19 protein-coding genes are annotated in these 17,519 nt (G+C 70.5%); 11 read left to right on the plus strand and 8 right to left on the minus strand.

The window, feature by feature from the left end:
* Positions 1-183 precede the first annotated feature (183 nt).
* The 5 genes from SSP08S_RS07270 to SSP08S_RS07290 all read left to right on the plus strand — a co-directional run bounded on the left by SSP08S_RS07270 (position 184) and on the right by SSP08S_RS07290 (position 5,967).
* Entirely contained in the window at positions 184-1,809 is a 1,626-nt protein-coding gene (locus SSP08S_RS07270; RefSeq protein WP_019066916.1) for an ABC transporter ATP-binding protein, read from the plus strand.
* Positions 1,806-2,933: an ABC transporter permease gene (locus SSP08S_RS07275; RefSeq protein ID WP_019066917.1), complete on the plus strand. Its 1,128-nt coding sequence runs from the start codon at positions 1,806-1,808 to the stop codon at positions 2,931-2,933. Before SSP08S_RS07270 ends, SSP08S_RS07275 begins: the two co-directional genes overlap by 4 nt.
* Positions 2,930-4,192: an ABC transporter permease gene (locus tag SSP08S_RS07280; protein WP_019066918.1), complete on the plus strand. Its 1,263-nt coding sequence runs from the start codon at positions 2,930-2,932 to the stop codon at positions 4,190-4,192. Before SSP08S_RS07275 ends, SSP08S_RS07280 begins: the two co-directional genes overlap by 4 nt.
* Positions 4,189-4,599 (plus strand): cytidine deaminase, encoded by a 411-nt coding sequence (locus tag SSP08S_RS07285; RefSeq protein WP_019066919.1) that lies wholly within the window; start codon positions 4,189-4,191, stop codon positions 4,597-4,599. The genes SSP08S_RS07280 and SSP08S_RS07285 overlap by 4 nt, the downstream gene beginning before the upstream one ends.
* An 84-nt stretch (positions 4,600-4,683) precedes the next feature.
* The gene (locus tag SSP08S_RS07290) at positions 4,684-5,967 is read left to right on the plus strand and encodes a thymidine phosphorylase (protein ID WP_019066920.1); all 1,284 of its coding nucleotides are present in this window, start codon (positions 4,684-4,686) and stop codon (positions 5,965-5,967) included.
* A 69-nt stretch (positions 5,968-6,036) separates the two neighbouring features.
* Here SSP08S_RS07290 and SSP08S_RS07295 read toward each other — a convergent pair whose 3' ends face one another.
* Both SSP08S_RS07295 and SSP08S_RS07300 read right to left on the minus strand, forming a co-directional pair.
* Positions 6,037-6,762: a dienelactone hydrolase family protein gene (locus tag SSP08S_RS07295; protein WP_026178263.1), complete on the minus strand. Its 726-nt coding sequence runs from the start codon at positions 6,760-6,762 to the stop codon at positions 6,037-6,039.
* A gap of 197 nt (positions 6,763-6,959) precedes the next feature.
* Positions 6,960-7,880 carry an AEC family transporter gene (locus SSP08S_RS07300; protein ID WP_019066922.1) on the minus strand — a complete coding sequence of 307 codons (921 nt, stop codon included), beginning with the start codon at positions 7,878-7,880 and terminating at the stop codon, positions 6,960-6,962.
* A gap of 100 nt (positions 7,881-7,980) precedes the next feature.
* Here SSP08S_RS07300 and SSP08S_RS59110 point away from each other — a divergent pair, with 100 nt between their 5' ends.
* A complete protein-coding gene (locus SSP08S_RS59110; RefSeq protein ID WP_158697140.1) occupies positions 7,981-8,373 on the plus strand; it encodes an STAS domain-containing protein in 393 nt (130 codons plus the stop codon).
* On the opposite strand, the gene SSP08S_RS07305 is transcribed toward SSP08S_RS59110, so the two are convergent.
* A complete protein-coding gene (locus tag SSP08S_RS07305) occupies positions 8,257-9,273 on the minus strand; it encodes a sigma-70 family RNA polymerase sigma factor (protein WP_026178264.1) in 1,017 nt (338 codons plus the stop codon). The genes SSP08S_RS59110 and SSP08S_RS07305 overlap by 117 nt on opposite strands.
* 136 nt (positions 9,274-9,409) lie before the next feature.
* Complete coding sequence (locus tag SSP08S_RS07310; protein ID WP_026178265.1) at positions 9,410-10,678, minus strand: MFS transporter; 1,269 nt, start codon at positions 10,676-10,678, stop codon at positions 9,410-9,412.
* 63 nt (positions 10,679-10,741) lie between these two features.
* On the opposite strand from SSP08S_RS07310, the gene SSP08S_RS07315 reads away from it, so the two are divergent.
* A complete protein-coding gene (locus SSP08S_RS07315; protein ID WP_019066925.1) occupies positions 10,742-11,698 on the plus strand; it encodes a LysR family transcriptional regulator in 957 nt (318 codons plus the stop codon).
* Position 11,699: 1 nt separating this feature from the next.
* On the opposite strand, the gene SSP08S_RS07320 is transcribed toward SSP08S_RS07315, so the two are convergent.
* Positions 11,700-12,710 carry a zinc-binding dehydrogenase gene (locus tag SSP08S_RS07320; RefSeq protein WP_019066926.1) on the minus strand — a complete coding sequence of 337 codons (1,011 nt, stop codon included), beginning with the start codon at positions 12,708-12,710 and terminating at the stop codon, positions 11,700-11,702.
* A 118-nt stretch (positions 12,711-12,828) separates the two neighbouring features.
* Positions 12,829-13,590 (minus strand): prolyl oligopeptidase family serine peptidase, encoded by a 762-nt coding sequence (locus tag SSP08S_RS07325; protein ID WP_026178267.1) that lies wholly within the window; start codon positions 13,588-13,590, stop codon positions 12,829-12,831.
* A 113-nt stretch (positions 13,591-13,703) separates the two neighbouring features.
* Between SSP08S_RS07325 and SSP08S_RS07330 the strand changes: the two genes are divergently transcribed.
* Together SSP08S_RS07330 and SSP08S_RS07335 are read left to right on the plus strand one after the other, a co-directional pair.
* Positions 13,704-14,861: an adenosine deaminase gene (locus SSP08S_RS07330; RefSeq protein WP_019066928.1), complete on the plus strand. Its 1,158-nt coding sequence runs from the start codon at positions 13,704-13,706 to the stop codon at positions 14,859-14,861.
* Between the two features lie 140 nt (positions 14,862-15,001).
* On the plus strand, positions 15,002-15,361 hold the full coding sequence (locus tag SSP08S_RS07335) for a hypothetical protein (RefSeq protein ID WP_019066929.1): 360 nt from the start codon (positions 15,002-15,004) through the stop codon (positions 15,359-15,361).
* Positions 15,362-15,484: 123 nt separating this feature from the next.
* Here SSP08S_RS07335 and SSP08S_RS07340 read toward each other — a convergent pair whose 3' ends face one another.
* The gene (locus tag SSP08S_RS07340) at positions 15,485-15,688 is read right to left on the minus strand and encodes a PspC domain-containing protein (RefSeq protein ID WP_026178268.1); all 204 of its coding nucleotides are present in this window, start codon (positions 15,686-15,688) and stop codon (positions 15,485-15,487) included.
* A gap of 247 nt (positions 15,689-15,935) precedes the next feature.
* Entirely contained in the window at positions 15,936-16,487 is a 552-nt protein-coding gene (locus SSP08S_RS07345; RefSeq protein WP_026178269.1) for a VanZ family protein, read from the minus strand.
* A 137-nt stretch (positions 16,488-16,624) separates the two neighbouring features.
* Between SSP08S_RS07345 and SSP08S_RS07350 the strand changes: the two genes are divergently transcribed.
* Positions 16,625-17,071 carry a hypothetical protein gene (locus tag SSP08S_RS07350; RefSeq protein WP_026178270.1) on the plus strand — a complete coding sequence of 149 codons (447 nt, stop codon included), beginning with the start codon at positions 16,625-16,627 and terminating at the stop codon, positions 17,069-17,071.
* Positions 17,068-17,502: an HIT family protein gene (locus SSP08S_RS07355; RefSeq protein WP_019066933.1), complete on the plus strand. Its 435-nt coding sequence runs from the start codon at positions 17,068-17,070 to the stop codon at positions 17,500-17,502. The genes SSP08S_RS07350 and SSP08S_RS07355 overlap by 4 nt, the downstream gene beginning before the upstream one ends.
* The last annotated feature ends 17 nt before the right edge of the window (positions 17,503-17,519 follow it).

The following is a 17,519-nucleotide window of genomic DNA, read 5'->3' on the forward strand; positions in this document are numbered from 1 at the left end:
CTCGCGCCCCGTTCTCGCGGCAGAATGCTCGGAACGGATCGGATGCCGAAGAAAGCCGATCAGGTCCGGGCACTATTTAAAGCAGGGGCGCTACGCGCGTAGAGAGGCCCCTTTCCACGAGGAGAGTTCGCCATCGACGCGTCCAGCAGCCCTCCGCTCACCGCACAGTCGACCGCGGTCGAGTTGGCCGGGATCACCAAGCGCTTCCCCGGTGTCGTCGCCAACAGCGACATCCGCTTCAGTGTCCGAAAAGGCACCGTGCACGCCCTCGTCGGCGAGAACGGCGCCGGCAAGTCGACCCTGATGAAGATCCTCTACGGCATGCAGAAGCCGGACGAGGGCACCATCGCCGTCGACGGCGAGCAGGTCACCTTCTCGTCGCCCGCCGACGCCATCGCCCGCGGCATCGGCATGGTCCACCAGCACTTCATGCTCGCCGACAACCTCACCGTCCTGGAGAACGTCGTCCTGGGCAGCGAGAAGCTCTACGGCATCGGCGGCGGCGCCCGCAAGAAGATCAAGGAGATCTCCGACCGCTACGGCCTGAACGTCCGCCCGGACATCCTGGTCGAGAGCCTCGGTGTCGCCGAGCGCCAGCGCGTGGAGATCCTCAAGGTCCTCTACCGCGGCGCCCGCACCCTGATCCTCGACGAGCCCACCGCCGTCCTGGTCCCGCAGGAGGTCGACGCCCTCTTCAGCAACCTGCGGGAGCTGAAGTCCGAGGGCCTCGCCGTCATCTTCATCTCGCACAAGCTGGGCGAGGTCCTGTCGGTCGCCGACGAGATCACCGTCATCCGGCGCGGCACCACGGTCGGCACGGCCGTCCCCGCCGAGACGACCTCCCGGCAGCTCGCCGAGATGATGGTCGGCAGCGAACTCCCCACCCCCGAGACCGCCGAGTCGACGGTCACCGACCAGCCCGTCATCGAGGTCAAGAACCTCACCGTGTACGCCGCCGGCGCCTCCCTCGGCGCCGAGTCCGAGCCCACCGCCGGCGGACTCCTCGGCGACGCGGCCGTCGCGGGCGGCGCCGCCAAGCGCGTCCTCGACGACGTCACCTTCACCATCCACGCCGGTGAGGTCATGGGCATCGCAGGCGTCGAGGGCAACGGCCAGACCGAGCTGATCGACGCGCTGATCGGCCTGAAGAACGCCGACTCCGGCACCATCGGCTTCCTCGGCGACGACATCACCCCCTGGGCCACCCGCCGCCGCCGCGAGCACGGCATCGGTTACATCCCCGAGGACCGCCACCGCCACGGCCTCCTCCTGGAAGCCCCGCTGTGGGAGAACCGCATCCTCGGCCACGTCACCGAGAAGCCCAACGCGAAGGGCGTCTGGCTCGACATCAAGGGCGCCCAGGAGGACACCCGCCGGATCGTCGAGGAGTACGACGTCCGCACCCCCGGCATCGACGTCACCGCCGCCTCCCTCTCCGGCGGCAACCAGCAGAAGCTGATCGTCGGCCGCGAGATGAGCCACAAGCCGAAGTTCCTGATCGCCGCCCACCCCACCCGCGGTGTGGACGTCGGCGCGCAGGCCGCGATCTGGGACCAGATCCGCGCCGCCCGCCGCGAGGGCCTCGCCGTCCTGCTGATCTCCGCCGACCTCGACGAGCTCATCGGCCTGTCGGACACCCTGCGCGTGATCTACGACGGCAGGCTGGTCGCCGACGCCGACCCGGCCACCGTCACCCCCGAGGAACTCGGCTCGGCCATGACCGGCGCCGCGTCCGGTCACCTCGAACACGTCGAAGAGTCCGCAGAAGACGGCGCCGACGACACCGCCCCGGAGGACGAGGCCCGATGAAGAAGTTCGACAAGGAGCGACTGCTCCTCGCCGTGGCCGGCCCGGTCATGGCGCTTGTCGCCGCGATCCTGCTGACCTCGGTCGTGCTGCTCGCCTCGGGCAAGAACCCGATCGAGCCGTACCGCCTGATGCTCCAGCAGATCGGGTACTCGGACGTCCAGGTGCTGATCATCAACCAGGCGTCGATGTACTACATCGCCGCCCTGGCGGTCGCCCTCGGCTTCCGGATGAACCTGTTCAACATCGGCGTCGACGGCCAGTACCGCCTCGGCGCCGTGATGACCGCGGTCGTCGGCGCGCACGTCGCGCTGCCCGCCGCCCTCCAGGTGCCGCTGCTGCTCCTGGTCGCGATCCTCACCGGCGCCTTCTGGGCCGGTATCGCCGGTGTCCTCAAGGTCACCCGCGGGGTCAGCGAGGTCGTCGCCACGATCATGCTGAACGCCATCGCGACCAGCCTGATCCTCTACCTCACGCAGACCAACACGTGGGGCGTCCAGGTCGGCAACAACATGACGACCGGCATCATGAAGAAGTCCGGCTGGATCCCCGGCATCGACATGGGCGCGGACACCGGCGAGATCTACGGCCTGGTCTTCCTCGCCGTGATCATGGGCGTGCTGTACTGGCTCGTCCTCAACCGCACCCGCTTCGGCTTCGACCTGCGCGCCACCGGCGAGTCCGAGACCGCGGCCGCCGCCTCCGGTGTCGACGCCAAGCGCATGACGCTCACCGCGATGCTGATCTCCGGTGGTGTCGCCGGTCTCGCCGGACTGCCGCTGCTGCTCGGCGACAGCCACACCTACAGCCTCACCTTCCCCGAGGGCCTCGGCTTCACCGCCATCGGCATCGCGCTCCTCGGCCGAAACAACCCCGGCGGCATCGCTCTCGCCGCCCTCCTGTGGGCCTTCCTCGACAAGGCGTCGCCCGCCCTCGACTACGCGACCCCGGTGGCGTACGAGAAGGAGATCGCGACGATCATGCAGGGCCTGATCGTGTTCGCGGTCGTCATCTCCTACGAGGTCGTCCGCACCTGGGGCCTGCGCCGCCAGCAGAAGCGCGTCGGTGAGGAACTCGCCGCTGCCGCCCGGAACAACTCCGAGAAGAAGGAGGTGGCGGCCCGATGAGTACCGCGACCATCGCCAAGCCGCAGGCGAAGCAGCCCGGCAAGGGCGGACGCCGATTCTCCCTCCCCGTGCTCCTGCTGATCATCGCGGGCGCGCTGATCCTCACCTCGATCGTCCGCCTCATCACCGGCGCGGACGGCATCACCTCCACCGGCCAGATGTCCACGGCCCTGCGCGCCGCCGTACCGATCGGCCTCGCCGGTCTCGGCGGTCTGTGGGCCGAGCGCGCGGGCGTCGTCAACATCGGCCTCGAGGGCATGATGATCCTCGGCACCTGGTTCGGCGCCTGGGCCGGCTACCAGTGGGGCCCCTGGACGGGTGTCGTCTTCGGCATCCTCGGCGGCTGCCTCGGCGCCGTCCTGCACGCCGTCGCCACCGTGACGTTCAACGTCAACCACATCGTCTCCGGTGTCGCCATCAACATCCTGGCGCTCGGCATCACCCGCTATCTGTCGAAGTTCACCTTCGCCGACACCTCCGAGGGCTCCGCCAAGCAGTCCCCACCCATCGACTCGCTCGGCAACTTCGACATCCCCGGCCTCTCCAGCTGGCTGGACACGCTCAACGGCAAGCACTGGTTCCTGATCTCCGACATCGCCGGTCTCGTCGGCGGTCTGGTCACCAACCTGTCGCCGCTCACCGTCATCGCGGTCGCCCTCGTCCCCGCCACCTGGTGGGTCCTGTGGCGCACCGCCTTCGGCCTGCGGCTGCGCTCCTGCGGCGAGAACCCGGTGGCCGCCGAGTCCCTCGGCGTCAACGTCTACAAGTACAAGTACCTCGCCGTGATCATCTCCGGCGGCTTCGCCGGTCTCGGCGGTGCCTTCCTGTCGATCGTCGCCTCGAACGTCTACCTCGACGGCCAGACCGGCGGCCGGGGTTACATCGGTCTCGCGTCGATGATCTTCGGCAACTGGATGCCGGGCGGACTCGCCCTCGGCGCGGGCCTGTTCGGCTACACCGACAGCCTCAACCTGCGCGGCGGCGCCACCAACGTCCACGCGCTGATCCTGCTGCTCGGCTTCCTGCTGGTCGCCGGCGTCGGCTACCTGGTCTGGAAGAAGCGGTACGTCCCCGCCGGCATCACCGCCGCCGTCGCGGCCCTGATGTTCGTCTGGTACGCCACCACCGACCAGGTCCCGACCCAACTGGTCGGCGCCAGCCCGTACATCGTCACCCTGCTGGTCCTCTCGCTGTCCGCACAGCATCTGCGGATGCCGAAGGCGGACGGCCTGCCGTACCGGAAGGGACAGGGCAAGTGACCTCGCCCGCCGCCGAGTTGGCCGTCGACTGGGACGAACTGCGCGCCGAGGCGCGGGAGGCGATGTCCCACGCCTACGCGCCGTACTCGGGCTACCCCGTCGGGGTCGCCGCCCGCGTCGACGACGGCCGCACGGTCTCCGGCTGCAACGTGGAGAACGCGTCGTACGGCCTCGGCCTGTGCGCGGAGTGCGGGCTCGTGTCCGACCTCCAGCGCACCGGCGGCGGCCGGCTGACGCACTTCACCTGCGTCGACGGCAAGGGCGACATCCTCGTCCCGTGCGGCCGCTGCCGTCAGCTGCTGTACGAGTTCGGCGGTCCCGGTCTGCTGGTGGAGACACCGGCGGGCATCCTGCCGCTCTCGGAGATGCTCCCGCAGGCCTTCGGGCCGGACCATCTCACCAGGTAACTCCCGTGCGGCCCCGCTGAGTTGACCATCGGCTCACTCGGCGGGGCCGCGCATTTTCTGAACGCCCGGAAGGAAATCCAAGCCATGGCCATGGACGCCATCTCCGTCATCCGCACCAAGCGGGACCGCGGTGAACTGAGCGACGAGCAGATCGACTGGGTCATCGACGCGTACACCCGCGGGGAGGTGGCCGACTACCAGATGGCCGCCCTCAACATGGCGATCCTCCTCAACGGCATGAACCGTTCCGAGATCGCCCGCTGGACCGCCGCGATGATCGCCTCCGGCGAGCGCATGGACTTCTCGTCCCTCTCCCGCCCGACCGCCGACAAACACTCCACGGGCGGCGTCGGCGACAAGATCACCCTCCCGCTGGCCCCCCTCGTCGCCGCCTGCGGCGCGGCCGTCCCGCAGCTCTCCGGCCGCGGCCTCGGCCACACCGGCGGCACCCTCGACAAGCTGGAGTCGATCCCCGGCTGGCGCGCGCTGCTCTCCAACGAGGAGATGCTGTCGGTCCTGGAGGGCACGGGAGCGGTGATCTGCGCGGCGGGCGACGGCCTGGCCCCCGCCGACAAGAAGCTGTACGCCCTGCGTGACGTCACCGGCACGGTGGAGGCGATTCCCCTGATCGCCTCCTCGATCATGTCGAAGAAGATCGCCGAAGGTACGGGCTCCCTGGTCCTGGACGTGAAGGTCGGCACGGGCGCGTTCATGAAGACGATCGAGGACGCGCGTGAACTGGCGTCCACGATGGTCGGGTTGGGCACCGACCACGGCGTGAAGACGGTCGCACTGCTGACGGACATGTCGACCCCCCTCGGCCTGACGGCGGGCAACGCCCTCGAAGTCCGGGAATCCGTCGAGGTGTTGGCGGGCGGCGGCCCCTCCGACGTCGTCGAACTGACCATCGCGCTGGCCCGCGAGATGCTCGACGCGGCCGGCATCAAGGACGCCGACCCGGCGAAGGCCCTGGCCGACGGTTCGGCGATGGACGTCTGGCGCCGGATGATCGCGGCCCAGGGCGGCGACCCGGACGCGGAGTTGCCGGTGGCCCGCGAGCAGCACGTGGTCACGGCCTCGACGTCCGGTGTCCTCACGCGGCTCGACGCCTACGACATCGGTATCGCCGCGTGGCGCCTCGGTGCGGGGCGTGCGCGCAAGGAGGACCCGGTCCAGGCGGGCGCGGGAGTGGAGATGCACGCCAAGCCGGGCGACGTGGTGACAGCGGGCCAGCCCCTGCTGACCCTGCACACCGACACGCCGGAGCGCTTCGCGTACGCGCTGGAGGCGGTCGAGGGCTCGTACGACATCGGCGCCGAGGGGACTTCGTTCACGGCTTCGCCGGTGGTGCTGGAGCGCATCGCCTGATCGAGGGCTGAATCGGGGGGGGCCGGGGCTTTCAAGTCCCGGCCCCCCCTGCTTACTCGGGGCCCGGCCCTACTTCTTCAGATGCCGGGCGTAGAACCGGAAAGCGTCCTCCGACTCGAACGCCGGGGTGCCGGTGTGTCCGCCCATGTTGGCGTGCAGGGTCTTCTCCTGGGTGCCGAAGGAGTCGAACAGGTCCAGGGCCCGCTGTCGCGGATTGCCCTCGTCGTCCCACTGGAGCAGGAGCAGCAGCGGGATGGTGACCTGTTTGGCCTCGTCGCGCTGGGCGCGGGGGACGTAGCCCCCGGCGAAGAAACCCGCCGCCGTGATGCGCGGCTCGGTCACCGCGAGGCGGATGCCCAGAGCGGTCCAGCCCGAGTAGCCGATCGGGCCGCCGGTCTCGGGGAGTGCGAGGACGGCGTCGAGGGTGGTGAGCCATTCCGGGGCCGCGTTGTCGACCAGCGGGCCGACCAGGGACTCGAAGATCTCGTCGGTCGGCTCACCGGCCCGCATCGCCCGGCCGAGGTCGGCGCGGAGCTGTAGGTCGGCGGCGGAACGGGGACGGTCGCCGCAGCCTGCGGCGTCGATGGTGACCGCCGCGTAGCCGGCCGCCGCGGTGGCCCGGGCCCTGGCCACCAGCCGGGGCTCCGCCTTGGGCAGGCCGTTGTTGTGGGCGATGAGGATCAGCGGGGCCGGTGCGGTGGACTCGGGCGTCCACAGGGTGCCGGGGGTCTCGCCGAGGGTGAATTCGCGTTCGAGGACGCCGTCGTCGAGGCGCTGCTCGGAGGTGAACCGCAGGGTCGTGTCCATGGTCGTGCCTTTCGGGAGTACGCAGAACGGCGCTCCCGGACGACCTATCGCCCGACCGTGACCCCGGAGGAGAGCACCCATGTCGTTGATGTGTTCACGGGTACCACCTCCTCGTTCTCTCGCACGGCCACGGGAAAGGTAGCAGCGGGCGCAGCCGTCCGCCAACGGGTTTTGTCCCCGGCCTCTCACCCCAGCAGCGCCGCGATCACCACCAGCACCGGCACCGACAGGATCGTCGACAGCAGGATCGAGTCCCGGGCCAGTGCCTCGCCCACGCGGTAGCGGCTCGCGTACGTGTACAGGTTCTGCGCACCGGGCAGTGCCGAGGTCACGACGACGTCGAGCAGCGCCGCGCCGTGCAGGCCGAAGACCCCCGCCGCCAGCGCCCAGGCGATCGCCGGCTGTCCCACCGACTTCAGCGCGACCGACAGCAGCACCGGCCACCGCTCGGCACCGCGCGCCGGCAGCGCGCTTCCGCGCAGCGAGATGCCGAAGCCGAGGAGTACGGCCGGGACCGCCATGTTGCCCATCAGGGTGAGGGGATCCATCACCGGGCCCGGGACGTGCACACCGGACGCCGCCACCGCGACTCCCGCGAGGGAGCCGACCGCGACCGGGTTGCGCACGGGCGTGAGCAGCCGCAGCCACCAGGGGTCCTTCTCGCCCCGGTCCGACAGGTCGAGGATCGTGAGGGCGAGGGGGCTGACGACGACGAGCTGGAACAGCATCACCGGTGCCACCAGCGAGGCGTTGCCCAGGACGTACACCGAGATCGGGATGCCGAGGTTGCCGGAGTTGACGTAGCTGGAACAGAGCGCGCCGATCGTCGTACGGCCCACACCCCAGCCGCGGGCCACCCCGACCGCCACGAACACGCCCGCCACCGCCGTCGTGCTCAGGACCGTCACGAGCAGCCAGCTGGAGAAGACCACCGAGAGGTCGGCCCGCGCGAGGGTGGTGAACAGCAGGGCCGGGGACGCCACATTGAAGGCCAGCCTGGTCAGTACCTCCCTGCCGTTCTCGCCGAGGGAGCCGCGCAGGCCGAGCAGATAGCCGACGGCGATGACGACGCCGATGACCGCGAACCCGGTCAACACCCCCTGCACGACGCCTCCTCGCAGGCGGTCGCGGCGCGCGGGAGGGCGTCGGGTATCCAGGGCGGGGCTGATCCGTGGGGCATACAGCAAACCTAGGCGGTCGCTCCCGATGAGTTACGACCGCCCACCCGGTCTACCGATCGTGGACGCCAAGACACCCGCTGTACTCGTGCCGAACCGCCCCGTCACCCGTGACGAGGTGGCGCGGCTCTGCGACGAGGTGCGGCGGCTGCTGGGGGAGACCGGCGCCGGGGTCGTTCTCGTCGGGGTCGAGACCTTGGGGCCCGGGCCGCCGGGGCTCGGCACCGTCGATCTCCTGGCCCGCATGGAGCTGACCGCACGGCGGGCCGGTGGCCGGATCAGGCTGCGCGGGCCCAGTCCCGGACTACGCGCCCTCCTCGATCTGGTCGGGCTCCGCTTCGAGACGGAGGGGCAGGTCGAAGAGCGGGAACCAGCGCTTGGTGTCCAGGAAGAAGTGGAACCCGGTGAGCCTGCCGTCTGAGATCTCCAGGACCTGCACCGACCAGGGGCTGAAGCCGCCCGCCTCCGGGTCCGGCTTGTACTGGGCGAAGCCCGGCAGGCCGTTCACCTCCACCGGGATCAGGCGGGAGCCCTCGCAGGCGGCGCCGATCGTCGTCATGAAGCCCGTGATGTCGTCGTGGCCGGTCAGCCACAGGTCGAACGGCGGCATCGTCATGATGGCGTCCTCGTGCAGCAGCGCCGTCAGGGCCGCCATGTCGTAGCCCTCGAAGGCCGCGACATATCGCTCCAGGAGTTTCTTCTGCTCGTCGTCGAGCGGGTCGGAGACGGCCGCGTCGGCCGCCTTCTCGTCCCGCTCGGCGAGGGTGGCGCGGGCCCGCTGCAGCGCGCTGTTGACCGACGCGACCGAGGTGCCGAGCAGCTCGGCGACCTCGTTGGCCCGCCAGGCCAGCACCTCGCGCAGGATCAGCACCGCCCTTTGCTTGGGCGGCAGTTGCTGAAGTGCGGCCATGAACGCGAGCCGCACCGACTCCTTGGCGACGGCGGCCTCCGCCGGGTCCGCGACCGTCGGCAGCACACGCGCGTCGGGCATCGGCTCCAGCCAGGTGTTGTCCGGGCGGGGCGACAGCGCGGCCTGCGCGAGCGGGGTGGAGTCGCTGAGGTCGACGGGGCGCGCCCGCTTGTTGCCCGCGGACAGCATGTCCAGGCAGACGTTGGTCGCGATCCGGTACAGCCAGGACCGCAGACTGGAGCGGCCCTCGAACTTGTCGTAACTCCGCCAGGCGCGGACCATCGTGTCCTGCACCGCGTCCTCGGCCTCGAAGGAGGAGCCGAGCATGCGGTAGCAGTACCCGGTCAGCTCGACGCGGTGTTTCTCCAGCCTGATGTCGAGGTCTGTCGTCGTCGCGGTGCCGTCGCTCATGGTCTCGCCCACCCACCCCTGTGGCCGTTCTTCCGATACCCCGAAACGTAGCGCAGCCCACTGACAATGGCCCCCGGAGTGGCTGAAAGCGCAGGTCAGGAAGGTTTCACTACAAGGGTCGGGCGGATGTGACCGCTCAGGCGGCGGCGAGTCCCCGCTCGACCCGCGCCGCCCGCGACCCCAGCACCGTGATGGTCACGACACCCAGCACCGCCAGCACGCCCACGCCGACCGTGCCCGCCCAGCCGCCCGCGTGGAACGCCAGCGCGCCGACCGTACTGCCGGTGCTGGAGCCGATGTAGTACGCGGACTGGTAGAGGGCGGAGGCCTGGGCGCGCCCGGTGGTGGCCGTCTTGCTGACCGCCGAGGACGCGACCGCGTGCCCCGCGAAGAAGCCCGCCGTGATCAGCACCAGGCCGAGCAGCACCAGGGGCAGCGAGTCGGCGAGGGAGACCAGGAGACCGGTGGCCGTCGTACCGCCCGCCAGATACAAGGCCCCCCGGCGCCCGAGCCGGCCGACCAACCGCCCCGCCGTGGACGCCGACACCGTCCCCACCAGATACACCAGGAAGATCGAGCCGACGATGCCCTGGGGGAGGGAGAAGGGGGCCTCGGTGAGGCGGTAGCCGATCACCGTGTAGACGCCGCCGAAGACCGTCATGAACAGGGCGCCGATCGCGTACAGCCGGCACAGCAGCGGGTTCGCGAGGTGGGCGCGGACCGTGCGGGCCAGGACGCGGGGGCGCAGCGAGCCCGGCGTGAAGTGCTTCGGGGCGGGGAGCAGGAGGCGGAAGGCGACCGCGCAGCCGACCGCGATCAGGCCGATCACCCCTACGGCGACCCGCCAGCCCCACTCCTGCGCGACCCAGCCGGTGATGACCCGGCCGCTCATCCCGCCGACGCTGTTGCCCGCCACGAACAGGCCGATCGCCGTGACCAGCGCCTTCGGCCGGACTTCCTCGGCGAGATACGCCGTCGCCGACGCGGGCAGCCCGGCCAGCGCGGCCCCCTGGAGGAACCGCAGCACCACCAGCGCGCCCAGCGACGGCGCGAACGGCACCAGGACCCCGATGCTCACCGCGACCACCAGCGACGCGGTCATGACCGTACGACGTCCGAAACGCTCCGACAGGGCGCTCATCGGCAGGACGAACAGCGCGAGTCCGCCCGTCGCCGCCGCCACCGTCCAGCTCGCCGCGCTCGCCGCGACCCCGAACTCGCCGGAGATCAGCGGCAGCAGGGCCTGCGTGGAGTACAGCAGCGCGAAGGTCGCCACACCCGCGAGGAAGAGCGCGAAGCTCATCCGGCGATAACCGGGACCGCCGGGCGTCAGCCGTGAGTCGGGAGCAGTGGAAGTGGTGGAGGCGGCCACGATGGTGGACGCCCCGGTATCGGCGGGAGACATGCTTCGAAGCTACGTACGCTCCCGCTCATCCGTCCAATGCACGGAAACGCCATAATCGTTCCCATGGTGCATCAGTACAGTTCACAGGCTCGCCTGTCACCGTCCGGTGACACAGAAGACATCGTCGCGCTGCTCGCGCCGCGCCTCGCGTACTTCGCCGGGGTCGCCCGCACCGAGCACGTCACCCGGGCCGCGCAGGAGATGCAGGTCCCGCAGTCCACCCTGTCGCGGGCGATGGTCCGCCTCGAACAGGACCTGGGCGTCGACCTGTTCGCCCGCAGGGGCCGTACGGTCTCGCTCACCCCCGCCGGCCGCACCTTCCTCACCTCCGTCGAGCGCGCCCTCGCCGAGATCGGGAAGGCCGCCGACGAGGTCCGCGCCGACGCCGACCCCGCCACCGGCAAGGTCGCCTTCGGCTTCCTCCACACCCTCGGCTCGGAGACCGTCCCCGAACTCATCCGCGCCTTCCGCGCCGACCACCCCCGCGTCCGCTTCAGCCTCGTCCAGAACTACGGCGAGGCCATGCTGGAGCGGCTGCGCGCGGGCGAGCTGGACCTGTGCCTGCTGACCGCGCCGACCCTCGACGCCCCCGACGTCGTGGCCCACCGCCTCGACATCCAGAAACTCCGCCTCGTCGTCCCGGCCGACCACCGCCTGGCCTCCCGCAAACGGATCCGCCTAGCGGAGGCGGCCGAGGAGACCTTCGTGACCCTGGAACCGGGCTACGGCCTCCGGAGCATCACCGACGCCGTCTGCGCGGAGGCCGGCTTCCGCCCGAAGATCGCCTTCGAGGGGGAGGAGGCGGAGACCCTACGGGGCCTGGTGGCGGCGGGTCTCGGAGTAGCCCTGCTCCCTCCACCGGCCGTACCCCGCCCGGGAGTTGCCGAACTGACGGTCACCGCCCCGAAGGCGGTACGGGAGATCGGCGTGGCCTGGCTGGACGGCCGCCCGGACACACCCCCGGTGGCCGCCTTCAAGAAGTTCCTGCTGTCGAGAAGGGGCAACTTGCTGCCCGAGTAGCTCAGTTCAGGTGCCGGACCCGCACGACCAGCTTGCCAGTGGCGCGGCTGTGCTCCATGTCGTCGTGGGCCTGCGGTACTTGCTCAAGCCCGTCGTACACGCGGTCTACAGGGAAGGCCAGTTGGCCTGTGGTGACCGCGTCGAGGATTTCCTGGAAGACCGTCGGGGGGAGGTCGGAGGCGTCACCGAAGTAGCCCGCGAGGCGGACGCCCCTGGGCAGGTACTCGTTGGGGGAGAAGTCGCGGACGGTCCACTGGTTGGAGAGGCTGCCGCCGAAGCAGGCCGTGCCGTGGACGCGGACCGCGCGCAGGGTGTCGGGGAGGGTGGGGGTGCCGACCAGGTCGAGGGCGGCGTCGACACCGTCCGGGTACAACTCGCGTACGGCGGGGGCGACTTCGCCGGTGTCGAGGAGCGGATGGTCGACACCGCGTTCCTTGAGCAGGGCGAGCCGGTCCGGACGCCGGGTGGTGGACAGCACCGTGGCTCCGCGCCAGCGGGCGAGCGCGGCGGCGGCCAGCCCCACCGAGGAGGTACCGCCGCGGATCAGCACGGTCTGACCGGGCCGCAGATCCAGTCCGACGGTGAGCGAACCATAGGCCGTCTGCACCATCTCCGGCAGCGCACCAAGCACCTCCCAGGGCAACTCGGTGTCGACGGGAATGACCTGGGCCAGCGGCACCGACGTGTACTCGGCATAGCCACCGTCGTAGGTACGCCCCATGTCCCCCATCATCGCGACGACCTTCTGCCCGCGCACGAGCCCGCTGCCGGCCGGGGCCGCGTCCACGATACCGACCGCCTCGATCCCCGGCACCCGCGGAAAACTGACCCCCTCACTCACCCCCAGCCGCAACTTCAACTCCGACCGGTTCAGCCCGAACGCCTCGACCCGAATCCGCACCCACCCGTCCCGCTCGGACGGGAGCGGGAGCACGGTCAGCCGCAACTTCTCGACGGGACCGGGGGCAGAGAGCTGGACCGCACGCATAGTGGCCGGCGAGAACGTCGTCATGGGCCTGCCTTCTTCCCGGGCGGGGAGGAGAGTTCGGACGGCGGGCGTCAACGTCGGGCGGGCGCCACCGCATTCCCGACTCGCCCCGGACACGGGCTTGTTGGCCTCCGCTCCCCGCTCACTTCCGCAAGGAGCGTCCGAAGCCCGCCGCCAGTGGCATCCGTAGGCCCAGGGGTGGTGGAGCCTGGAGTGCGTCCTCGACCGGGCGGGCGAATGCTCGGCCGAACAGGGCGCCCAGGACGAAGTCCTCGGTCAGGGCGTGGACTTCCTGGCGGTGTTGGTGCAACGCGTGGCCGTCGGAGTGGACTTCGAAGCGGCAGACGTCCCGGTTGGCCTTCTTGGCGCGGGCCGCCAGGCGGAAGGAGAGTTCGGGGTCGGTTCGTTCGTCGTTCGTGCCGTGGACGATCAGGACTCGGCGGCCCACCAGTTGCTTCACCGGTTCGGGTGGTGCGGCCACGTCCTGCTCGGGGAGCCAAGGGGCCAGTGCCACCACGGAGTTGACCGCCTCGTGGCCGGCGGAGCGCAGGGCGGCACGGCCGCCCATGTCGACTCCGGCGAGGCATACGGGCACGTCTCCGTAGCGTCGTACGACCTCGTCGACCGCCCAGGTGGCGTCGTGCGCGAGATACGCCTCGCTGCCGTTCCAGCCGCGCACGCGGTAGTGGACGACATGCGCGGCGAGCCCGTCGTCCGCGCCGGCCCGGGACAGCCGGCGCCCCAACGCCCGTACGGAGGCCGTCGCCAGGAGAGGGGACGGCCTGCGGGCGGAGACCTCGTCGCCGCCGGGGAGCAGCAGGACCACGCCGCTCACCGAGGTCGGTTCTGGACCGAGCGCTCTCCCCAGCCGGGCCGTCCGAACCGGCGTCGCTTGCTGTGCCATGACAGAACAGTGTCAGAAGTGAGCGTGTACGCCATCCTTCCGCGCGGTCACCGTTACGTATCGACGGATTCGTACAACAGGTGATCTACGCGCGTAGGAGTTAGAGTGCGGAAATGACGAGCCAGAGCACCCCGAACACCCCGACGCCGGACCAGATCCGCCGGGCGCCGAAGGTTCTGCTGCACGACCACCTCGACGGCGGCCTCCGCCCTGGGACGATCGTCGAACTCGCGCGGGACGCCGGGTACACCGGGCTCCCCGAGACCGACCCGGACAAACTCGGCGTGTGGTTCGCCGAGGCCGCCGACTCCGGTTCCCTGGAACGGTACTTGGAGACCTTCTCGCACACCGTCGCCGTGATGCAGACCCGGGACGCGCTGATCCGCGTCGCCCGCGAGTGCGCGGAGGACCTCGCCGAGGACGGCGTCGTATACGCCGAGGTGCGGTACGCGCCCGAGCAGCACCTCGACGGCGGGCTCAGCCTCGAAGAGGTCGTCGAGGCCGTCAACGAGGGCTTCCGGCAAGGGGAGTCGCTGGCGAGGGAGGGCGGGCGGCGGATCCGCGTGGGGGCGCTGCTCACCGCCATGCGGCACGCCGCCCGCGCCCTGGAGATCGCCGAACTCGCCAACCGCTACCGCGACCTGGGCGTCGTCGGCTTCGACATCGCGGGCGCCGAGGCCGGGTTCCCGCCCACCCGGCACCTCGACGCCTTCGAGTACCTCAAGCGCGAGAACAACCACTTCACCATCCACGCCGGCGAGGCCTTCGGACTGCCGTCCATCTGGCAGGCGCTCCAGTGGTGCGGCGCCGACCGGCTCGGCCACGGCGTGCGCATCATCGACGACATCCAGGTCCAGGACGACGGCACGGTCAAGCTCGGCCGGCTCGCCTCGTACGTCCGCGACAAGCGCATCCCGTTGGAACTGTGCCCCAGCTCCAACCTCCAGACCGGCGCCGCCGACTCCTACGCCGAGCACCCCATCGGGCTGCTCCGCCGGCTCCACTTCCGGGCCACGGTCAACACCGACAACCGGCTGATGTCCCACACCAGCATGAGCAGTGAATTCGAGCACCTTGTCGAGGCGTTCGGTTATTCACTCGACGACATGCAATGGTTCTCCGTCAATGCTATGAAGTCAGCATTCATTCCTTTCGATGAACGACTGGCCATGATCAATGACGTGATCAAGCCCGGATATGCCGAACTCAAATCCGAGTGGCTGTTCCGGCAGACGGCCTCCACCAGCGGTTCTGTGCCCGAAGAGGGCTGAACGGGATCGAACGGAGGGCGGTGAATGCGGGCGGGTGTTCACAATCCGTCCGCATTTCGATGTTTGCGGCGGACGGCTTCGCGTGTTTACGGTCTTGGACCGCTCACATCCCCGTCATCCCATTCAAGGACGCATTCACCATGAAGCAGTCTGCTGCCAAGACCCTCGGTGTCGCCGCCCTCGGTGCCGCCTTCGCCGCCGTAGGCGCGGGTGCCGCGAGCGCGGCTCCGGCGGTCCCGGACACCACCCAGGTGCTGGGCGCCGTGACCCACACGCTGCCCGCGGAGAACGTCACCAAGGCGCTCCCGGGTGCCGGCGAGGCGCTGAGCCAGGCGCAGCCCGCGCTCGCGGGTGGTCTGTCCGCCGTGCAGCCGGCCGCCGAGAAGGTCCTCTCCGACGGCCCGACCGCGCCCGTCGCCGGACTGCTGGGCGGCCTCCCGCTGTCGCAGACGGGCCTGCCCACGCACGGCCTGCCGCTGAACGGCGTTCCGCTGGGCTGAGGCCCGTCGGGCTCGGACCCGCTGGGCCGAGCCCACCCCCGAACGCGCCGATGGGGCGCGCCCCCGGACGAGGGGTGCGCCCCATCGGCGTACGCGCGCCGGGCCTTTGCGGGTTTCGGTGGCTCACCAGGCCTCGGTGCGCACCTTGTCCTCGGACGGGAACAGGATCCACAGCGCGATGTAGAGCAGGAACTGCGGCCCGGGCAGCAGACACGAGAGCAGGAAGATCACCCGCATCGTGGTCGCGGAGGTACCGAAGCGCCGCGCCAGCGCTGCGCACACTCCGCCGATCATGCGGCCTTGGGTGGGGCGGGCAATGGCGGTCATCATGGGCACTCCTTCTTTTTGGGTCGTTCGCCTTCGGGGGCGCCTCAGCCGGTGTCGAGAGCACGATCGTGCTCGACGCTTCGCGCCTCCGCGCGTTCGCACTCTCGACACCGGCGCGCCCCCTGCGGCTCTCTCCCGGCCGACGCGTGGGGACACCGGCCCTTGGTGGGCCCTGGGCGTTCGTTGGTGTGGGCGGGTTGCCCATCTGCCTTCAACGGTACGGAGGCGGGGGCCGACGGGCGTCGCTCTACGGTGCGATGCCGACCCTGGGAATCGTCGGGGTCCGTCCCTGAGGCGCTTCCTCCTGGAGGAGGGGCGCGGGGAGGGGGCTCTCGCCCCTGCGGCGGAGCCAGACGCGGGCGGCGGGGACGATCGCGGCGTGCGCGAGGGCCACGCCCACCGTGTTCATGAGCAGCGAGTCGACGTCGACGACCTGGCCCGGCACGCCGGTCTGGAGCAGTTCGATGCCCAGGGAGATCAGGGCGCCGGCGGCGACCGTACGGATCAGGGACGCGAGCGGCGAGACATGCAGCCGGCCGCTCACCATCGGGAGCAGGACGCCCAGCGGGGCCAGCAGCGCGAGGCCCTCACCGATCCGCTTCGTCGCCTCCGGCCAGCCCAGTGCCAGATCGGCCCGGATACTGGCCAGCGGGTGCAGGTTCGGCGGCATCACCCAGGGGACGTCCCGCGGGCGCAGCGTGACCCAGGCGACGAGCACGAGATGTGCGACGAGGAGGACACCTCCTGTCACACGGACGCGAATCGCGGCACTGCCGCCGATGGAGCCTTGACGCTGCACGCCCCACTAGACGCCCCCTCCGGCACGATCGGTTCCGGGTAGGGCCCAAGCACCAGGCTGAGGCTTCCGCCACACCCCTCTTTTCCGGCTCGTTCACCTCCGGGGTGCTTTTGCGGAGGAGGCGGCATGATTGGCCCATGCCAAAGGGGAGGGTGCGCGCGGTCGTCGGCTATACGGCGCTCACACTGCTGTGCGCGGCAGCGACGGCATGGTGTGTGCTCACCGGCATCGCGAAGCTGAACCTGTCGGGGAGCGCCGTCGAAATCCGGCTCGCGGAGTGCCACCAGGAGGAGGGCGGGAAGGGCGGCTCCTACACCGTGTGCAGCGGCCCGGTGCAGAACACGCGGAGCACTACGAACGCGCGCACCGCGAAGGTCTCGTACAACGGCCACGAGGGCGAGACCGTCAGAGCCGCACGGACTCCCTGGGGAAGCTACGACGTGGTGGACACCGGCTTCGTCTCACGGAGCAGCTCGATCCTGCTCCCCGTGGTGCCGCTCCTCGGGACGGCCGGCGCGGCAGCCCTCACCGTCAGAGAGTTCCGCCGGCCAAGGCAAGCGGCCGCTCCCGACGGAGCCTCGTGAGCGACAGGGGCGGCGGTGTGGACTGCGTCTTCTGCCGCCTCATCGATGAGGGCAGCGCACACTGGGTGGCCCGTGCGGCCGAAGCCTGCGCCTTCACGCCGTTGAACCCGCTCGCGCCGGGGCACACGCTGGTCGTCCCCACCCGCCACTTCACGGATGTGTTCGAGTGCCCGCCCGATGCCCTGACGGCGTCGATGTCGCTGGTCCAACGCGTGGCCGCGGCCATGCGCACCGCCCTGGACGCCTCGGGCGTCAACATCCTGAGCGCCTGCGGACCGGGGTCGGAACAGTCCGTCCCGCACCTGCACTTCCACGTCGTTCCCCGGTGGGTGGACGACGGGATCTCGACATGGCCGACCGGACGGTCCCGCCGCAGCCTCACCGGCGACCCAGGCGCGCGACTGGCCGCCGCACTCGACCGTCGACCGTGACGCCGAGCGGCATCATC

Source organism: Streptomyces hokutonensis, from assembly GCF_000376565.1.
GTDB classification, from domain to species: Bacteria; Actinomycetota; Actinomycetes; order Streptomycetales; family Streptomycetaceae; genus Streptomyces; species Streptomyces hokutonensis.